At 69.4% G+C, this 17,640-nt stretch carries 14 protein-coding genes; 1 reads left to right on the forward strand and 13 read right to left on the reverse strand.

The window, feature by feature from the left end; all coding sequences use genetic code 11:
- Nucleotides 1–6 precede the first annotated feature (6 nt).
- From AB4Z46_RS18520 to AB4Z46_RS18545, 6 genes are all read right to left on the reverse strand, one after another.
- Complete coding sequence (locus tag AB4Z46_RS18520; RefSeq protein ID WP_442284991.1) at nt 7–2,931, reverse strand: ribonucleoside-diphosphate reductase subunit alpha; 2,925 nt, start codon at nt 2,929–2,931, stop codon at nt 7–9.
- Between the two features lie 349 nt (nt 2,932–3,280).
- Complete coding sequence (gene ampD, locus AB4Z46_RS18525; RefSeq protein WP_442284992.1) at nt 3,281–3,889, reverse strand: 1,6-anhydro-N-acetylmuramyl-L-alanine amidase AmpD; 609 nt, start codon at nt 3,887–3,889, stop codon at nt 3,281–3,283.
- The gene (locus tag AB4Z46_RS18530) at nt 3,882–5,414 is read right to left on the reverse strand and encodes a sigma-54-dependent transcriptional regulator (RefSeq protein WP_442284993.1); all 1,533 of its coding nucleotides are present in this window, start codon (nt 5,412–5,414) and stop codon (nt 3,882–3,884) included. Before AB4Z46_RS18530 ends, ampD begins: the two co-directional genes overlap by 8 nt.
- A gap of 4 nt (nt 5,415–5,418) precedes the next feature.
- Nucleotides 5,419–7,107, reverse strand: a complete 1,689-nt coding sequence (locus tag AB4Z46_RS18535; protein ID WP_442284994.1) for a sensor histidine kinase — start codon at nt 7,105–7,107, stop codon at nt 5,419–5,421.
- A gap of 22 nt (nt 7,108–7,129) precedes the next feature.
- Entirely contained in the window at nt 7,130–7,366 is a 237-nt protein-coding gene (locus tag AB4Z46_RS18540) for a PP0621 family protein (protein WP_442284995.1), read from the reverse strand.
- A complete protein-coding gene (locus AB4Z46_RS18545; protein WP_442284996.1) occupies nt 7,363–8,172 on the reverse strand; it encodes a cytochrome C assembly family protein in 810 nt (269 codons plus the stop codon). Before AB4Z46_RS18545 ends, AB4Z46_RS18540 begins: the two co-directional genes overlap by 4 nt.
- A gap of 81 nt (nt 8,173–8,253) precedes the next feature.
- Here AB4Z46_RS18545 and ffh point away from each other — a divergent pair, with 81 nt between their 5' ends.
- Nucleotides 8,254–9,639: a signal recognition particle protein gene (gene ffh, locus AB4Z46_RS18550; protein ID WP_442284997.1), complete on the forward strand. Its 1,386-nt coding sequence runs from the start codon at nt 8,254–8,256 to the stop codon at nt 9,637–9,639.
- A 64-nt stretch (nt 9,640–9,703) separates the two neighbouring features.
- Here the strand turns inward: ffh and mdoH are convergent, their stop codons facing one another.
- The 7 genes from mdoH to AB4Z46_RS18585 form a co-directional block, all read right to left on the reverse strand.
- The gene (mdoH, locus tag AB4Z46_RS18555) at nt 9,704–11,713 is read right to left on the reverse strand and encodes a glucans biosynthesis glucosyltransferase MdoH (RefSeq protein ID WP_442284998.1); all 2,010 of its coding nucleotides are present in this window, start codon (nt 11,711–11,713) and stop codon (nt 9,704–9,706) included.
- Nucleotides 11,714–11,718: 5 nt separating this feature from the next.
- A complete protein-coding gene (locus tag AB4Z46_RS18560; RefSeq protein WP_442284999.1) occupies nt 11,719–11,922 on the reverse strand; it encodes a hypothetical protein in 204 nt (67 codons plus the stop codon).
- 195 nt (nt 11,923–12,117) lie between these two features.
- Nucleotides 12,118–13,548 (reverse strand): sigma 54-interacting transcriptional regulator, encoded by a 1,431-nt coding sequence (locus AB4Z46_RS18565; RefSeq protein WP_442285000.1) that lies wholly within the window; start codon nt 13,546–13,548, stop codon nt 12,118–12,120.
- Nucleotides 13,545–14,153: a hypothetical protein gene (locus AB4Z46_RS18570; RefSeq protein WP_442285001.1), complete on the reverse strand. Its 609-nt coding sequence runs from the start codon at nt 14,151–14,153 to the stop codon at nt 13,545–13,547. The genes AB4Z46_RS18565 and AB4Z46_RS18570 overlap by 4 nt, the downstream gene beginning before the upstream one ends.
- Before the next feature lie 68 nt (nt 14,154–14,221).
- Entirely contained in the window at nt 14,222–15,649 is a 1,428-nt protein-coding gene (locus AB4Z46_RS18575) for a sensor histidine kinase (protein WP_442285002.1), read from the reverse strand.
- Nucleotides 15,649–16,989 carry a tRNA (N6-isopentenyl adenosine(37)-C2)-methylthiotransferase MiaB gene (gene miaB, locus AB4Z46_RS18580; RefSeq protein WP_442285003.1) on the reverse strand — a complete coding sequence of 447 codons (1,341 nt, stop codon included), beginning with the start codon at nt 16,987–16,989 and terminating at the stop codon, nt 15,649–15,651. The genes AB4Z46_RS18575 and miaB overlap by 1 nt, the downstream gene beginning before the upstream one ends.
- 150 nt (nt 16,990–17,139) lie before the next feature.
- On the reverse strand, nt 17,140–17,637 hold the full coding sequence (locus tag AB4Z46_RS18585) for a hypothetical protein (protein ID WP_442285004.1): 498 nt from the start codon (nt 17,635–17,637) through the stop codon (nt 17,140–17,142).
- Nucleotides 17,638–17,640 lie beyond the last annotated feature (3 nt).

Raw genomic sequence — 17,640 nt, forward strand, 5'->3', positions numbered from 1 at the left:
CCGACATCACTGGCAGGCTTCGCAGGTCGGGTCGTCGACGCCGCAGAACGCGATGTCGGTGGCGGGCATCGAACTCAGTTGCGCCTGCGCTGCGAGCGCCGCGGCTTCGAGCGCGCTCATGCCCGACGACGCATCGCCGCTGCCCGAGGACACCGCGTTGAGGCGGCCCGATTGCACGGTCGATTTCTCGGCGTGCGTCGCGCTCTGCGTGCGCAGGTAGTAGGTGGTCTTGAGGCCGCGCAGCCAGGCCAGCTTGTAGGTGTCGTCGAGCTTCTTGCCCGATGCGCCGGCCATGTAGATGTTGAGCGACTGCGCCTGGTCGATCCACTTCTGGCGCCGCGAGGCCGCCTCGACCAGCCAGGTGGTCTCGATCTCGAAGGCGGTGGCGTAGAGCGCCTTCACGTCTTGCGGCACACGGTCGATGGGGCGCAGCGAGCCGTCGAAATGCTTCAGGTCCATCACCATCACGTCGTCCCACAGGCCCAGGCGCTTGAGGTCGCGCACCAGGTAGTGGTTGATCACCGTGAACTCGCCCGACAGGTTCGACTTGACCGAGAGGTTGCCGAAGCAGGGCTCGATCGAGGCGTCGACGCCGATGATGTTGGAGATGGTCGCGGTCGGTGCGATGGCCACGCAGTTGGAGTTGCGCATGCCGTCGGCCTTGATCTTCTGGCGCAGCGCATCCCAGTCGAGGGTGGCCGAGCGGTCGACCTCGACGTAGCCGCCGCGGGCCTTCTCGAGCAGGTCGAGGGTATCGGGCGGAAGGATGCCCTTGTCCCACAGCGAGCCCTTGTAGCTCGAGTACTTGCCGCGTTCGCGCGCCAGGTCGGTCGAGGCCCAGTAGGCGTGGTAGCAGATCGCTTCCATCGATTCGTCGGCGAACTGAACCGCTTCCTGCGAGGCGTAGGGGATGCGCAGTTCGTACAGCGCGTCCTGGAAGCCCATCAGGCCGAGGCCGACCGGGCGATGGCGCAGGTTGGAGTCGCGCGCCTTCTTGACCGCGTAGTAGTTGATGTCGATCACGTTGTCGAGCATGCGCATCGCGGTCGAGATGGTGCGCTGGAGCTTGGCCTGGTCGACCTTGCCGTCCTTCAGATGCTGCAGCAGGTTGACCGAGCCGAGGTTGCAGACCGCGGTTTCGGTGTCGCTGGTGTTGAGCGTGATCTCGGTGCAGAGGTTCGACGAATGGACCACGCCGGCGTGCTGCTGCGGCGAGCGCACGTTGCAGGCGTCCTTGAAGGTGATCCAGGGATGGCCGGTCTCGAACAGCATCGTGAGCATCTTGCGCCACAGATCCGAGGCCTGGAGGGTGCGGCTGGGCGTGATCTCGCCGCGTGCGGCCTTTTCTTCGTAGGCCACGTAGGCGGTCTCGAAGTCGAGGCCGAACTTGTCGTGCAGATCGGGCACGTTCGACGGCGAGAACAGGGTCCAGGTGCCCTTTTCCATCACGCGGCGCATGAACAGGTCGGGGATCCAGTTGGCCGTGTTCATGTCGTGCGTGCGGCGGCGGTCGTCGCCGGTGTTCTTGCGCAGCTCGAGGAATTCCTCGATGTCGAGGTGCCAGCTTTCCAGGTAGGTGCAGACCGCGCCCTTGCGCTTGCCGCCCTGGTTGACCGCGACGGCCGTGTCGTTGACCACCTTGAGGAAGGGCACGACGCCCTGCGATTCGCCGTTGGTGCCCTTGATGTGGCTGCCGAGCGCGCGCACGCGGGTCCAGTCGTTGCCCAGGCCGCCGGCGAATTTCGACAGCAGCGCGTTTTCCTTGATCGACTCGTAGATGCCGTCGAGGTCGTCGGGCACGGTCGTGAGGTAGCAGCTCGACAGCTGCGAGCGCAGGGTGCCGCTGTTGAACAGGGTCGGGGTGCTCGACATGAAGTCGAACGAGGACATCACCTCGTAGAACTCGATGGCGCGGGCTTCGCGGTCGATTTCGTTGAGCGACAGGCCCATCGCGACGCGCATGAAGAAGGCTTGCGGCAGCTCGATGCGCGACTTGCGCACGTGCAGGAAGTAGCGGTCGTAGAGGGTCTGCAGGCCGAGGTAGTCGAATTGCAGGTCGCGCTCGGGCTTGAGCGCGGCGCCCAGGCGGGCCAGGTCGAACTGCTGCAGCTTCTCGTCGAGCAGCTCGTTGTCGACGCCTTTCTTGATGAACTGCGGGAAGTAGTCGGCGTAGGCCTGGGCCCGTTCGGCCGGCGGCACTTCGCGGCCGATGACTTCCTTGAAGATCGTGTGCAGCAGCAGGCGGGCGGTGGCGAAGGTGTAGTCGGGGTCCTTCTCGATCAGCGTGCGGGCGGCCAGGATCGAGGCCTTGTAGACCTCGTCCAGCGGCACGCCGTCGTAGAGGTTGCGCATGGTCTCGGCCACGATCGGGCCGGAGGTGATGCTGTCGCCCAAGCCGGTGCAGGCGGACTCGATCAGGCCTTTGAGCTCGTTGAGGTCGAGCGCGACGCGCTCGCCGCGGTCCAGCACGTGCAGCGTGGAAACCGCGATCGGGGCGTCCTGCTCGCCTTGCTTGCTGCGCTCCTGGGAGCGGCGTTCGCGGTAGAGCACGTAGGCGCGCGCGATCTCGTGGTGGCCGCCGCGCATCAGGCCGAGCTCGACCTGGTCCTGCACGTCCTCGATGTGGAAGGTGCCGCCGCCCGGACGCGAGCGCACCATGGCGCGCACCACGGCCTGGGTCAGTGCGTCGACCGTTTCGCGCACGCTGGCCGAAGCCGCACCCTGGGTGCCGTGCACCGCGAGGAAGGCCTTCATCATCGCGATCGCGATCTTGTTCGGCTCGAAGGGCACGACCGCACCATTGCGGCGAATGATCTGGTAGTGGGCCAGCGCATTGCCGGCGGGCGAGCCGGCCGTGTCGCGTTGCTGCGGCGTCGAGGAAGCAGCTTGGGGGGCGCGGGAGGCGGAGGGGGTGTTCAGGGCAGTTTGCATGCGATCCTCGGTTGGCAATTCTTGTTGGGGCGGCGGTGCCAGTGCGGCCATGGGTTTGGGCGTCGAGCGCCGGGCAGGGCACACTATATCTAGGGTCTCGCGGGGCTACAACCCACTAGATGTAGTGTTTTGGACAATTTCCAACGAATGTGAACGAAGACCTGCAGGCGTCGAATCGCGCATCTGCCCCATGGCCAGTGAGAGACGTTAGCGCAGTCCGCGACAGGCGGGCGTTTCCGCCGCATTTGGGCTTGGAAACCGCATGGTTGCTGAGCTTGAGCGCGTGCGTGGGTGCCGATGCAGCGCCGCATCGACGACGCATCGCATCCCGCCGCCCGATTGAAAAAAACTAGCGGGCCATGGCGGCCGGGGGGAACATCTCCCGATCCCAGCCGAGTTGCCGCTGCAGCAAGTGCCAGTCGAAGCCGGCGCCCGGGTCCTCTTTGCGGCCCGGCGCGATGTGCTCGTGGCCGGCGATGAAGCCGATGGCGTGGCGCTGCGCGATGGCCGGACACAGGCTGGTCAAGGTTTCGTACTGGGCGCTTTCGAACGGACCGCCTTCGATGCCCTCGAGCTCGATGCCGATCGAATCGTCGTTGCAGTTCGCGCGGCCGCGCCACCAGGATGCGCCGGCGTGCCAGGCGCGGTCGTCGCAGCTCACGAACTGCCACAGTTCGCCGTTGCGCCGCACATAGAAGTGCGCCGAGACCTCGAGGCCGCGGATGCTGCCGAAATAGGGATGCGCATCCCAGTCGAGGCGGTTGGTGAAGAGTTGCTGGACTTCGTCGCCGCCGTAGCGTCCCGGTGGCAGGCTGATCGAATGCAGCACGATCAGGTCGATGTGGGCGCCGGCCGGACGCGGCCCGAAGTTGGGCGAGCGCAGTTGCCGCGCGAATTCATACCAGCCGTCCCGCCAGAGACCTGCGGCCCCCCCGGGGGAGCGTGGGGGCTCATTCATCGACACCGAAGGCATTGGCGTCGTCGCCGTTCGGTGTCGCGATGCCCAGGCGCGCGATCCGGTAGCGCATCTGCCGCAGGCTGAGCCCGAGCCGGGTGGCCGCGGCGGTGCGGTTGAACCCGGTTTCCTGCAGGACGCGGATCAGGATCTCGCGCTCCTGCTGGTCGAGGTAGCTCTGCAGGTCGTTCGGCACTGCGGGCGCCGCTCTCGAGGCCGGTGCGGCGGCGGCGGGGCGCGCCGCTGCGTACGCCGGCGGCGCCGGTTCCGACGGCAAGGGTTCGGCAAGCATCGCCGTGCTGTCGACGAAATCGAGGTGCAGCATGTCGCCGTCGCTCAGCGCCACGGCGCGGTGCAGCAGGTTCTCGAGTTCGCGCACGTTGCCGTTGAGCGGATGCTCGGCGAGCCGCAGCAGCACCTCGGCCGACAGCGTCGGCACCGGCATGTCGGCGTCGCGCCCGATGCGTGCCAGCAGGGCCTTGCACAGCGCCGGCAGGTCGGCGCGGCGCTCGCGCAGGGCCGGCACCGCGATCTCGATCACGTTGAGGCGGTAGAACAGGTCCTGCCGGAAACGGCCCGCCTGCACCTCCGCGTGCAGGTCCTTGTGGGTGGCGCTCACGATGCGGACGTCGACCGCGTCTTCCTGGGTCGAGCCGATCGGGCGCACGCTGCGCTCCTGGATGGCGCGCAGCAGCTTGGACTGCATCGCCAGCGGCAGGTCGCCGATCTCGTCGAGGAACAGTGTGCCGCCGCGCGCGGCCTGGAAGTAGCCGTCGCGGTCCTGCGAGGAGCCGGTGTAGGAGCCCTTGCGCGCGCCGAAGAATTCGGCTTCGAGCAGGTTCTCGGGAATGGCGCCGCAATTGACCGCGACGAAGGGGCCGTCGCTGCGCTGGCTGCAGGCGTGCACGGCCCGCGCGACCAGTTCCTTGCCGGTTCCGGATTCGCCGCGGACCAGCACCGGCGCCATGCCGCGGGCCACCTTGGCGATGCGCGCCTTGACGACGCGCATCGGCTCCGAATCGCCCACCAGGCGCTCGAGCGCGGCCGCGCCGCCGCTGCCGACCGTGCTCGCGATCCTGGCGCCGTCGTCGGCCCGCTCGTCGACGGGGCGCGCGGCGCGGGCGCTCGCGAGCTGCGCCGTGGCCTGCACCGCGGAGGCCACCACGGCCCGGAACTGCTTCAGGTCGACTGGCTTCGTCAGGTAGTCGAAGGCGCCCGCCTTGAGGGCTTCGACCGCGTTCTCGGCCGAGCCGTAGGCCGTCATCACGACGCAGCGCTCGCCGCGCTGCTCCTGCTGAATGCGCTGCAGGATCTCCATGCCGAGGCCGTCGGGCAGGCGCATGTCGGTGATCACTGCATCGAAACGGCCGGCTTCCAGGTGTTGCGAAGCCTCCGCCACGCTGCCCGCGGCCTGGACGCGGTAGCCCTCGCGCAGCAGCGTGAGCTCGTAGAGCGTGCGCAGATCGGGCTCGTCGTCGACGACCAGAATCTGGGCGGGGCGCGGTGCGGACGGTTGGGGGGTGCTCACGCCGCTATTGTGTCAGCCGGGTCTCGGCGGCGGCAAACGCAACGAAGAACTCGTTGCCTTCGGGGCCGCCCGGCGACAGCGTGCGGCGCTCGTAGCCGATCGTCGCGCCATGCCGCTCGCACAGCTCCCGGCACAGGAAGAGGCCCAGGCCGCTCGAGCGGCTTTCGGACGAGAAGAAGGGCTCGAACAGGTGGCGCTGCACCGCAGGTTCGAGCGGGGCGCCGTCGCTCCAGATCTGCAGCGTGGCGCGGCCGGCGGGACCGAGCCGGGTCGCCACCTGGATCGAGCCGTCGCGGTCTCCCGCGTAGCGCGCCGCGTTGTCGAGCAGGTTGACGAGGATGCGGCGCAGGTGCTCGACATCGAAGCGCACGTCGCAGTCCGGGGCGTCGAGCGCCAGCAGCACGCCCTGGCGCTGCGCCTGCAACACCCATTCTTCGGCCAGCGCGCGCACTGTCGGATCGAGCGCGACCTGTTCGCCGAGCGGCAGCACGCGCTGCTGCCGCGCCCGCGCGACATCGAGCACGTCGTCGACGATGCGCGACAGGCGCTGGGCGTTCTGCTGCACCATGGTCGTCAGCTGGCGGTGCCCCGGGTCGACCAGGTCCTCGGCCAGCAGGGCGCTGGCCTGGGTGATGGCCGCCAGCGGATTGCGGATCTCGTGCGCCACCGCGGCCGACATGCGGCCCATGGCGGCCAGCTTCTCGGTGCGGATGCGGGCCTCGAGTTCGCGCAGGTCCTGCAGGAACATCACGCAGAGGCTTTCGGACTGGGGGTCTGGCGAGCGGGTCAGCCGCGTGCGCACGCGGACTTCGCGCGCGGCGCCCTGGGCTTGGGCGACGGGGATCTCCTTCGACTGCGGCGTGCGCCGTGCGAAAGTCTGGCGCGCCAGTTCGGCCAGGGAGACCCAGGCCGGATGGGCGCTGAGCGTGAAGGGCAGTTCGAGCTCGGCCAGGCCCTGGCCCAGGATCGCATCGGCGGCCGGATTGGCCGCGTGAACCTGGCCGTGCGAATCGAGCACCAGAACGCCTTCGCTGAGCGTCTCGATCACCAAGTCGTTGACCAGCGCGTGCATCTGCGCGGCGCTTCGGCTGTGCTGGGCCAGCGCCTCTTCGCGCGTGAGCCGGCGCGCCATTTCGTGGGCGAGCAAGGCGACCACGAACAGGCCGGTGCCGGTCAGCGCCGCCTGGACGAAGCGCGGCGAGGTGTCGGACGGCTGCTCCAGCCAGTACCAGACCGCGTGGCCCAGCAGCAGCAGCGTGGCCGCCGCGGTGGTGCCGAGCCCGACGGCACCGGTGCCCAGCACGGCACCCATCAGGACCGGCAGCGCGAACAGCGGCGAGTAGTTGATGCTCCCCACCTGGAGCACCTGCAGTGCGGTGAAGATGACCAGGTCGACGCCGATGGTGGAGAGCCAGGCGCGGCCCAGGCCGCGCAGCGGCTCGAACGGCGCATAGCGCGCGGCCAGCAGCGCCGCCAGCAGATAGCCCGCGCACAGCCAGATCGCCACCGGTTGCGGCGTCTGTCCGAGAACCAGGGCCACGGCCTGCAGCAGCAGCAGCACCGCGGCCACGAAGCAGCGGGCGGCCACGAAGCCGCGCCACAGGCGCAGCAGCGCGGTGCTCTGGCCGCTGAACCGTTCGAGCGAACTCCAGTCGGTCGCCGGTTCGCCCCGGGCGCGCAGGAACGCGGTCATGCCTGGCGCGCCGGGCGGGGGGTCATTTTCCGCCGGCTTGGCGATGCGCCGGGCTGCAGTACACGGCGCCATCGGGGCCGGTGACCGCATCGGCGGCGGGCAGGTGGAGGCCGCAGTGCGCGCAGCGCACCATGGCCTGCGGCGCGCCGACGGCCGGGGGCTTGCGCGGCGGCGGGCGCGATTGCATTTCCTCGCGCCGGTTCTTGCGCCAGAGCCAGATCGCGATGAGGACCACCGCGAAGACGAGCAGGTATTTCATGGGTTTGCGCGCGTCAGCACGACTTCGAGCACGAAGCGGGAGCCGACGTAGGCCAGCAGCAGAAGCGCCGAGCCCGCATAGAGCACGCGCCGTGCGGTGCGGCCGCGCCAGCCGAAGCGCGCGCGGCCGGTCAGGAGGATCGCGAAGGTGAGCCAGGCCAGCACCGAGAACACGGTCTTGTGGTCCCATTTCCAGCCGCGCACCGTGCCGCCGTACAGCGTCTCGCTGAACAGAAGCCCGGCCAGCAGCGTGGCCGACAGCAGGACGAAGCCCGCGGTCACGAAACGGAAGGTGAGGCGTTCCATCGTCAGCAGCGGCACGCCGCCCTGGGGCTCGGCGGCGAGCCGGATCTGCTTCTCGGCCCGCGTCATGAGCCAGGCATGGACCACCGCGGCGCCGAACAGGCCGTATGAAGCGATCCCGAGCGCGAGGTGCAGCGGCAGCCATGGCGAGGCCGAGACATGCAGCGGCGTGCCGGGGAACAGCACCGCCAGCAGCACCGCGGCCGCGCCCAGCGCCGCGAGCGCGCGCCGCACCTTGAGCTGCGGATAGAGGCTGCTTTCGATGGCGTAGACCGTCAGCACCAGCCAGGCCGTGACCGAGATCGCCGGCGCAAAGCCGAAGCGCGGGGTACCGCCGACCAGCCCGGCGCCCAGCGTCAAGGCGTGCAGCAGCCAGGCCAGCGCCAGCATCCACTGGGTCGAGGAACGGCTGAGCCGGGAGGCGGCGGCGGCGGTGACGCCATAGGCGGCGGCGGTGGCGATGCCCAGTGCCACGCCGAGCGGGGAGGGGATCGCTAAAATCATCGGCTGGAGTTTAGCTTCTCGCCTTCCGCGGAAGCCCGCTGCTCCCGTCTTCATACCGGTCCCGTCCAGCGGGAAGCATCCATGGCCAGCGCCCTCACCGAAAAATTCACCCGCCTCGTCAAACAGGTCAGCGGCCAGGCCCGCATCACCGAAAGCAATGTCCAGGACATGCTGCGCGAGGTGCGCATGGCCCTGCTCGAGGCCGACGTCGCCTTGCCCGTCGTGCGCGATTTCGTCGCCCGCGTGAAGGAAAAGGCGCTCGGCCAGGAAGTGCTGGGCTCGCTGAAGCCGGGCCAGGCCCTGGTCGGCATCGTCAACCGCGAGCTGGCCGCCACCATGGGCGAGGGCGTGGCCGACATCAACCTGGCGGCCCAGCCGCCGGCCGTGATCCTGATGGCCGGCCTGCAGGGCGCCGGCAAGACCACCACCACCGCCAAGCTGGCCAAGCACCTGATCGAGAAGCGCAAGAAGAAGGTGCTGACGGTGTCGGGCGACGTCTACCGGCCGGCCGCCATCGAGCAGCTCAAGACCGTGACGAAGCAGGCCGGCGCCGAGTGGTTCCCGAGCACGCCGGACCAGAAGCCGCTCGACATCGCGCGCGCCGCGCTCGACCACGCCAAGCGCCACTTCTTCGACGTGCTGCTGGTCGACACCGCGGGCCGCTTGGCGATCGACGAGGTGCTGATGCAGGAGATTCAGCAGTTGCACGCGGCGCTCGATCCGGTCGAGACGTTGTTCGTGGTCGACGCGATGCAGGGCCAGGATGCGATCAATACCGCGAAGGCCTTCAAGGAAGCGCTGCCGCTGACCGGCATCATCCTGACCAAGACCGACGGCGACTCGCGCGGCGGTGCGGCCCTGTCGGTGCGCCAGGTCACCGGCGTGCCGATCAAGTTTGCCGGTGTCAGCGAGAAGATCGACGGGCTCGAGGTGTTCGACGCCGAGCGCCATGCCGGCCGCATCCTGGGCATGGGCGACATCGTCGCGCTGGTCGAGCAGGTCACGGCCGGCGTCGACGTCGCCGCGGCGCAGAAGCTGGCGGCCAAGGTCAAGAGCGGTGCCGGCTTCGACCTCAACGACTTTCTCGGCCAGCTGCAGCAGATGAAGCAGATGGGCGGGCTGTCGAGCATCCTCGACAAGCTGCCGGCCCAGATGGCGGCCAAGGCGACCGAGGCCGACATGACCCGGGCCGAGCGCGACATCCGGCGCAAGGAGGGGATCATCAACAGCATGACGCCGCTGGAGCGCCGCAAGCCCGAGCTGCTCAAGGCCACGCGCAAGCGCCGCATCGCGGCCGGCGCCGGCGTCCAGGTCCAGGAAGTGAACCGGCTGCTCAACGAGTTCGAGCAGATGCAGGGGATGATGAAGAAGATGAAGGGCGGCGGCCTCATGAAGATGATGAAGCGCATGGGCGGCATGAAGGGGATGCCGCCGATGGGCGGCGGCGGCGGGATGCCGCGCTTCTGAAGGCTGCTCTCCAATGAAAAAGCCCCGCGATGCGGGGCTTTTTCGTGGGCGTCGACCGACCGGCTCAGGCCGCGGTCGGCCGGGCCAGGCGCAGCGCGTGCATCCAGGCCCTGCGCAGCACGGCCGGCGAGCGCGATTCCTCGGGGATCAGCAGGAAGCCGCGGTCGCGCAGCGCGTTGCCGAGCGCGATCTGGCTGGTCAGTACCGTCAGCGGGATCGCCAGCAGCAGCGGCAGGCCCACCGGCATCAGCCAGGTCAGGGCGCTGGCATCGATCAGCGCGATGCCGACCGCCAGCGCGGCGATCACCAGGGTCATCGGCGCCAGCTGCTGCAGTGCGATACGCCACGGCACGGCGGCGGCTTCGCGCGGGGGCGACTTCCAGTCGAGCTTGAGGCCGGTCAGGGCGACGACGACGAACAGCGAGTGCGCGAGCATCCGCACCGGCGCCTGCACGATGGCCAGCGCGCTTTCGAGCAGGGCGCTCTTGAGCAGGCCGCCGATGCCGCCGAACTGGCGTTGCTCGCCGCGCAGCACGACCGCCACGATGCCCAGCACGCGCGGCAGGAACAGAAGGCACAGGGTCCACAGCCAGAGGCCGGCCAGCTCCATCGGCATCGCGAGCCAGTGCTCGACCACGCTCGAGCCGCTGAGCCACAGGGCGGTGCCCAGGGTCAGGAAGGCCAGCCACAGCGGCGCCGAGGCGTAGGCCATGGTGCCGGTGACGAACATCGCACGGTGCACCGGATGCAGGCCGGGCTCGGCCATCAGGCGGGCGTTCTGCAGGTTGCCCTGGCACCAGCGGCGATCGCGCTGGAGCTCGGACAGCAGGTCCGGCGGCTGTTGCTCGTAGCTGCCGACCAGGTCGGCCACCAGCCAGACGTGGTAGCCGGCGCGGCGCATCAGCGCGGCTTCGACGAAGTCGTGCGACATGATGCCGCCCGACATGCCGCCGGTGCCCTTGATCGGCGCCAGCGCGCAGTGGTCCATGAAGGGCTGGACGCGGATGATCGCGTTGTGGCCCCAGTAGTGCGATTCGCCGAGCTGCCAGAACTGCATGCCGAGCGTGAACAGGCGGCCCGTCATGCGCGAGGCGAACTGCTGGGCGCGGGCGTGCAGCGTGACGTGGCCGATGGCCTGCGTCGCGGTCTGGATGATGCCGGCGGTGGGGTTGGCTTCCATCAGCTTGACCATCGAGGTCAGGCAGTCGCCGCTCATGACGCTGTCGGCGTCGAGCACCACCATGTAGCGGTAGTCCTTGCCCCAGCGGCGGCAGAAGTCGGCCACGTTGCCGGCCTTGCGGTGCGTGCGGCGGGTGCGCAGGCGGTAGTAGACCTCGACCTGGGGCTGGTTCGGGTTGTTCGCGTGGCTGAGGGCCAGCGCGGCGCGCAGGTCTTCCCAGGCGGCGCGCTCGGCGGCGGCGATCTCGGGCGTGTAGCTGTCGGACAGCACGAACACGTCGAACTGCTGCGCGTGGCCGGTGGCGGCCACCGATTCGCAGGTCGCGCGCAGGCCGGCGAACACGGTCGACACGTCCTCGTTGCAGATCGGCATGATGATCGCCGTGCGTGCTTCGGGGTTCATCGGGTGGTCGACCACCTGCTTGGCCGACAGCGCGTGCCTGTCGCCGCGCACCGAGACGTAGAAGCCCATCAGCGCGGTCACGAAACCGGTCACGACCCAGCCCGAAAGGACGGCGTAGAGCGCGATCTGGCTGTATTCGAGCCACAGGTTGTCGTAGTCGGGCTGGACGCGGGCGAACAGCGTGGCGGCGATCACCGTGCTCAGCAGCGTCAGCGCCATGAAGGCGAAGCGTCGCTGGGCGGCCGCGCGCTGCCAGGGCTGCTGGATGCCGGTCGCGGCCTGGGGGGCCACGGCCTTGCCGGCGCCGAGCTTGACCAGCAGCGCAGTGCCGATGCTGTTCCAGAAGCCGCGCCAGGGACGCGGCGTCATCGAGCCGCGGTTGATCGGGGGGGCCGTCACCGAGTTGGGGTGGCGTTCCTCGCGCAGCGGGCTGCGGTGCGAAAGATCAGCTTCCGCCAGCAGCTTCGGCTGGACGTACAGATGGGGCTTCACGCGCTTCAGCCCCGTTGCCGGTCGTTGGAGGGGGTGTCGCCGATTGCCGGAAAGCGCTTGAACACGCTCTCGGGCGCGATGCTGCCGGCGCCCGCCAGGGCTGCCAGCGTATGACCCGCGGCACGGGGCCGCGAGAGGGAAAACTGCTTTTGACGCAGGCCGTCGCGCTGCGGACGCAGTGCGAAAGTGGGGCTGGTGAGTGCTGTCATGCCTCTACAGGGGCAAACCCTGTGCCAGCTCTGAAAAACCCTTTGAAATCAATCGCTTGGACTGATTTTTCGGTTTTTCAGGGGGGATGAGTGGCGGCAACCGCCCTCAACCCCCTGAATTTGTCGCCTGGGCCCGACAGCCAGCAAGCCTGACTGACAAAACCCAATGAAATCAACAACTTGGCGTGTCGCTGGTCAGCGACCGTTTTCGCTGCCCGGCGACGCGGCATCGGCCTTGAAGTGTCCCGGCGTGAGTTCGTGCTTCTGCAGCAGGCGATAGAACTCGGTCCGGTTGCGGTCCGCGAGGCGGGCCGCGTCGGCGACATTGCCGTCGGTCAGCTTGAGCAGGCCGACCAGGTAGTCGCGCTCGAAGCGCTGCTTGGCCTCTGCGTAGGTCTGCACCTCGACGCTCGGCACCCGCAGCGCGCGCTGCACCAGCGCCAGCGGGATCAGCGGCGAACTCGACAGCGCGCAGACCTGCTCGACCACGTTGAACAGCTGCCGCACGTTGCCGGGCCAGGAGGCGGTGGTCAGCGCCTTCAGGGCCTCGGGCGCGAAGCCCGACAAGCGCTTGTTGTATTTGGTCGACAGCCGCTGCAGGAAGTGGTTGGCCAGCAACGGAATGTCCTCGCGCCGCGCCGACAGCGGCGGCAGGCTCAGTGTCACGACATTGAGGCGGTAGTAGAGGTCTTCGCGGAACTGTCCGGCCTCCATCGCGGCATCGAGGTCGCGGTGGGTGGCCGAGATGATCCGGACGTCGACCGCGATCGATTGGCTGCCGCCGAGCGGCCGCACCGCCCGTTCCTGCAACACCCGCAGCAGCTTGACCTGCAGCGCCGGCGGCATGTCCCCGATCTCGTCGAGCAGCAGGGTACCGCCGTCGGCCTGCTGGAACAGGCCCTTGTGGTTGGCGACCGCGTCGGTGAAGGCGCCCTTCATGTGGCCGAACAGCTCGGATTCCAGCAGGGCTTCGGGGATGGCGCCGCAATTGACCGCGACGAAGGGCTTGTCGGCGCGCGCGCTGGCGCGGTGGATGGCGCGTGCCAGCACCTCCTTGCCGGCGCCGCTGTCGCCGCGCAGCAGCACGCTGGCATCCGACTTGGCGACCATCCGGGCTTCGGCCAGCAGCTCGGCCATGCGGTTGCTGCGGCTCACGATCTCGGCGCGCCAGCTCTCGTCGCCGCCCTTGCCGGGGGTGGCCGCCGGAGCGCCGAGCGCCAGCGCCTGGCCGATCTTCTCGAGCAGTTCGCGGGCGTCGTAGGGCTTGGTGAGGTAAGTGAAGACGCCGCGCGCCGTGGCTTCCACCGCGTCGGGAATGGTGCCGTGCGCGGTCAGCAGGATCACCGGCAGCGTCGGGTGGCGCTTGCGGATCTCGTCGAACAGCGCCAGGCCGTCGCGGCCCGGCAGCCGCACGTCGCTGAGCACCAGTTGCGGGTGCTCGATCTCGAGCTGTGTCAGCGCCGATTCGGCCGAGGTCACGGCCGTGACCTGGTAGCCGGCCGAGGTGAGCCGCATCGACAGCAGGCGCAGCAGGTCGGCGTCGTCGTCGACCACCAGCAGACGGGCGCCGCGCGCTGGCGTGTCGGGCGGCGGTTTCGGGTGCGAAGACGACGGCGCGTTGCTCATGGTGCGGCTTTCGGCATCACCGGGGCCGCGGCCGGCGCCGGGCGGGCGAAGCTGCGTTCGATCGCCCGCAGCGCCTCGATCCGGTCGTTGAGCTGGTCGATGCGCCGCTGGCTGTCGCGCAGTTGCTGCGCCTGCTTGTCGCGGTCGTCCTCGACCCTGCGCTGCTCGGCATAGCGCGCCGCCAGGGTGCGGGCCAGCGGCTGCAGCGGCTGGGCGTCGGCCGAGGGATTGGCGATCACGCGCTGCAGCAGGCCGATGGCGCGCCCGAGGTCGGCCGAGGCACGGGTCTGGGCCAGCACGATCGCCATCTGCATCTGGACCGCGGGCGTCTCGACCAGGTCGCCGAGCCGGTTGAGTTCGGCCGCGAGCTCGGGCGCACCGAGCGGGCGCACCTTGTCGGCATAGGCCAGCATCGCGCCCACCGGGCCCTGGGTCCATTGGGTGAACAGGCCCGCGGGCTGCGTCGCGGGCGCCAGCGGCTCGGCCTCGACCGGGGTGATGGCCGGCGGCGCGGGCGGCGGGGCCACGGCCACCGCGACCGCTTCGGCCGGCGGCTTGCGAGGAACGGCGCAGCCGGCCAGCAGCAGCGGCACGACGAAGGTCATGGCGGCGGCGGATCTGCGAAAGATCGGAGAAAGCATGGAACTTGGAAACGGCGCGTGGGCGAAGGATGTCAGGCGGAGCGCGGCAGCGCGATGCGGAATCGCGCACCCGGCCCCTCCGGCAGCAGCGTGACGCGGCCGCCATGGGCTGCAATGTACTCCTGCACGATCGAAAGGCCGATGCCGGTGCCCTTGACGGAATGCTGGGGCTGCCGCTCGCCGCGGTAGAAAGGCTCGAAGACCCGGTCGCGGTCGTGCTCGGCAATGCCGGGGCCGGCGTCGGCGATGTCGATCTGCGCCGTGTCGGCGGTGCTCGACACGGCGATCGTGATGGTGCCGCCGCGGGCCGAGAAGCGGATCGCGTTCGACAACAGGTTGGCCAGCGCGGTGCCGAGCTTGACCGGGTCGACCACCACCGAGATCGGCTCGCCCTCGGCGCGCACCGTGAGGCCGTTGGCCTGCCACTGCAGCCGCTGGGCCTCGATCTGCTCCTCGATCAGCGGCAGCAGCGGCGTGCGTTCGCGGCGCAGCTCGCGGGCCTCGAAGGCGGCCGCATTGAAGCGCAGCAGGGCTTCGATCTGGCCCTGCAGCGCCACCGTGTTCTGCTGCAGGATCTGCGCCACCTCGCGCTGGGCGGGATTGAGCGCGCCGGTCACGCCGTCCTCCAGCAGCGAGACGCCTTCGCGCAGGGCGGCCAGCGGGGTCTTGAGTTCATGCGAGACGTGTCGCAGGAACCGTGCCTTGTCGGCGTCGAGTTCGGTCAGCCGCAGCCGCAGCCACTCGAGCTGCTGCGACACCCGCCGCACGTCGGCCGGGCCGTGGATGTCGATCGGCACGTCGAGCCGGTTCTCGCCGAGTCCGACGATCGCGCGCTCGAGCCGCTTGAACGGCCGCGCCAGCCAGACGCCGAAGGCCAGCGCCAGCGACACCGCCAGGGCGCTGGCGGCGATCACCAGCCGCATCAGCCGCTTGCGCGCGGACTCGATGCGCTGCGCCAGCTCGTTGTTCTGGGTCTCGATCAGGAACTGCGCCTGTTGCGCGATGTTGGTGTTGAGCGCGTCGAGCTCGCGGAACTGCGTGGCCATCGAGCTCTCGCGCGCCAGCGAGGTCTCGGGCGCGCCGCTCATGAGGCCCTGGATGACCTCGAGCTGCTCGCGCCACCGTCCGGGCCCGTCGGCGCCCAGGCCGTTGGCGGCAAGCCGGCCCAGCACCTGGCGGGCGTCGCGCGCGGCGTCGTCGAAGCGGCGCCGCAGCACGGCGTCGTTGAGCACCAGCGACTGGCGGCCGGCGCGCTCCATGGCGGCGCTGCGCTCGGCGAGCGACTGGGCGGCGCCCGACAGCGTGAGCGCGCGCGCCGCGGCATCGCGGCTCTGGGTCATCAGCACGTCGTACTGGAACACGGCGCGCAGAGCGACGCCCACCAGCAGCGCGGTGATCAGCAGGAACGCGAACAGGAGCAACTGCTGGAACGAGCCGCGCGTCGAAGTCAGCTTCGCCATCAGGCGACCGATTCGGCCGTCACGACCTCGCCGCGCAGCGTGTAGGCCAGCGAGCGCGTGACGCGCACATCGATCATCTGCCCGACCAGCCGGGCGTCGCCCTCGAAGTTGACCACCCGGTTGCACTCGGTGCGGCCCATGAGTTCGTGCGCGTCCTTGCGCGAGGCGCCTTCGACCAGCACCCGCTGCACGCTGCCGACCCGGCTTTCGCCGAAGCGCCGGACGTTGCCGTCGATCACGGCCTGCAGCTGCTGCAGCCTCGCCAGCTTGACCGCGTGCGGCGTGTCGTCGTGCAGCGCCGCGGCCGGCGTGCCGGGGCGCGGGCTGAAGATGAAGCTGAAGCTGGCGTCGAATTCGAGGTCATCGATCAGCTTCATCATCTTGCCGAAGTCCTCGTCGGTCTCGCCCGGGAAGCCGACGATGAAGTCGCTGCTGAGCGCGAGATCGGGCCGGATCGCGCGCAGCTTGCGCACCGTGCTCTTGTATTCCATCGCGGTGTAGCCGCGCTTCATCGCCATCAGGATGCGGTCGCTGCCGTGCTGCACCGGCAGGTGCAGGTGGCTCACGAGCTGCGGCACGCGCGCGTAGGCCTCGATCAGCCGCGCGGTGAACTCGTTGGGGTGGCTGGTGGTGTAGCGGATGCGCTCGATGCCCGGGATCTCGGCGATGTACTCGATCAGGGTGGCGAAGTCGGCAATCTCCGCCGTGTCGCCCATCCGGCCGCGGTAGGCATTGACGTTCTGCCCCAGCAGGGTGACCTCGCGCACGCCCTGCTCGACCAGCCCGGCGACCTCGACCAGCACGTCGTCGAGCGGCCGGTTGATCTCCTCGCCGCGGGTGTAGGGCACCACGCAGTAGCTGCAGTACTTGGAGCAGCCTTCCATGATCGAGACGAAGGCGGTGACGCCCTCGACGCGCGCCGGCGGCAGGTGGTCGAACTTCTCGATCTCGGGGAAGCTGATGTCCACCTGCGGACGGCCTTCGCGCTCGCGCTGGCTCAGCATCTCGGGCAGCCGGTGCAGGGTCTGGGGCCCGAAGACCACGTCGACATAGGGCGCGCGCGCGATGATCGCCGCGCCCTCCTGGCTGGCGACGCAGCCGCCGACGCCGATCTTCACGCCCTTGGCCTTCAGGTGCTTGACGCGGCCGAGGTCGGAAAAGACCTTCTCCTGCGCCTTCTCGCGCACCGAGCAGGTGTTGAAGAGGATCAGGTCGGCCTCGTCCACGTTGGTGGTCGGTTCGTAGCCTTCGGCCGCGCGCAGCACGTCGGCCATCTTGTCCGAGTCGTACTCGTTCATCTGGCAGCCGAAGGTCTTGATGAAAACTTTGGGGGTGGTCATGGGGCTCTCCCGGTGGGGATCGGGTGTCACTAAGCAATGCGCTTGTTTTTTCGGGGGACACCGCGGAACTGGCTCTGCCAGGCCGCTGGTGTCGCCCCCGGAGAGGGGGTGGGCGGCTACACGAAGTGAGCCAACCTGGGGGTGAGCTATTTACTGGCCGTACCGGGGCAGCTGGTCGAACGGCGTCTTGCCGTCGTCGCGCGGACCGCTGTCGGCCACGAAGGGCCAGAAATTCAACAGCGGCTTCTCGGCCGAGGCCCGCTTGGCCCGGGCCTCGTCAGGCGACAGGATCCAGACCTCGCGCACCAGGCCGGCGGCGTCGCGGGTGTAGTTCACCAGCAGGTTCTGGCCGGTGATCGAGGCCGGCATCACCAGCATGCGCTCGGCGCTGCGGATGCGGGCGCCGGGCGACAGCCGTTCGGGCTGGCCATCGAGCTGGATCTCGGGTGCATTCACGACCATGAAGCGGCCGCGCAGGGTGCCCGGGGGGAAATTGCGTCCGCCGTTCGCGGCCTCGTTCTGGGTCGCCGAAGGCTCGACCAGCTGCGCCGCGGCGTGGCCGCAGAAGAGCGCACCGGCGGGCGCCACCAGCAGGGCGGCCAGTGCGATCACAATGAAGGAAGTGCGGGGCGATTTGCAGCGATTCATGGG

The organism is Variovorax sp. M-6 (assembly GCF_052114385.1).
Lineage (GTDB): Bacteria > Pseudomonadota > Gammaproteobacteria > Burkholderiales > Burkholderiaceae_C > Variovorax.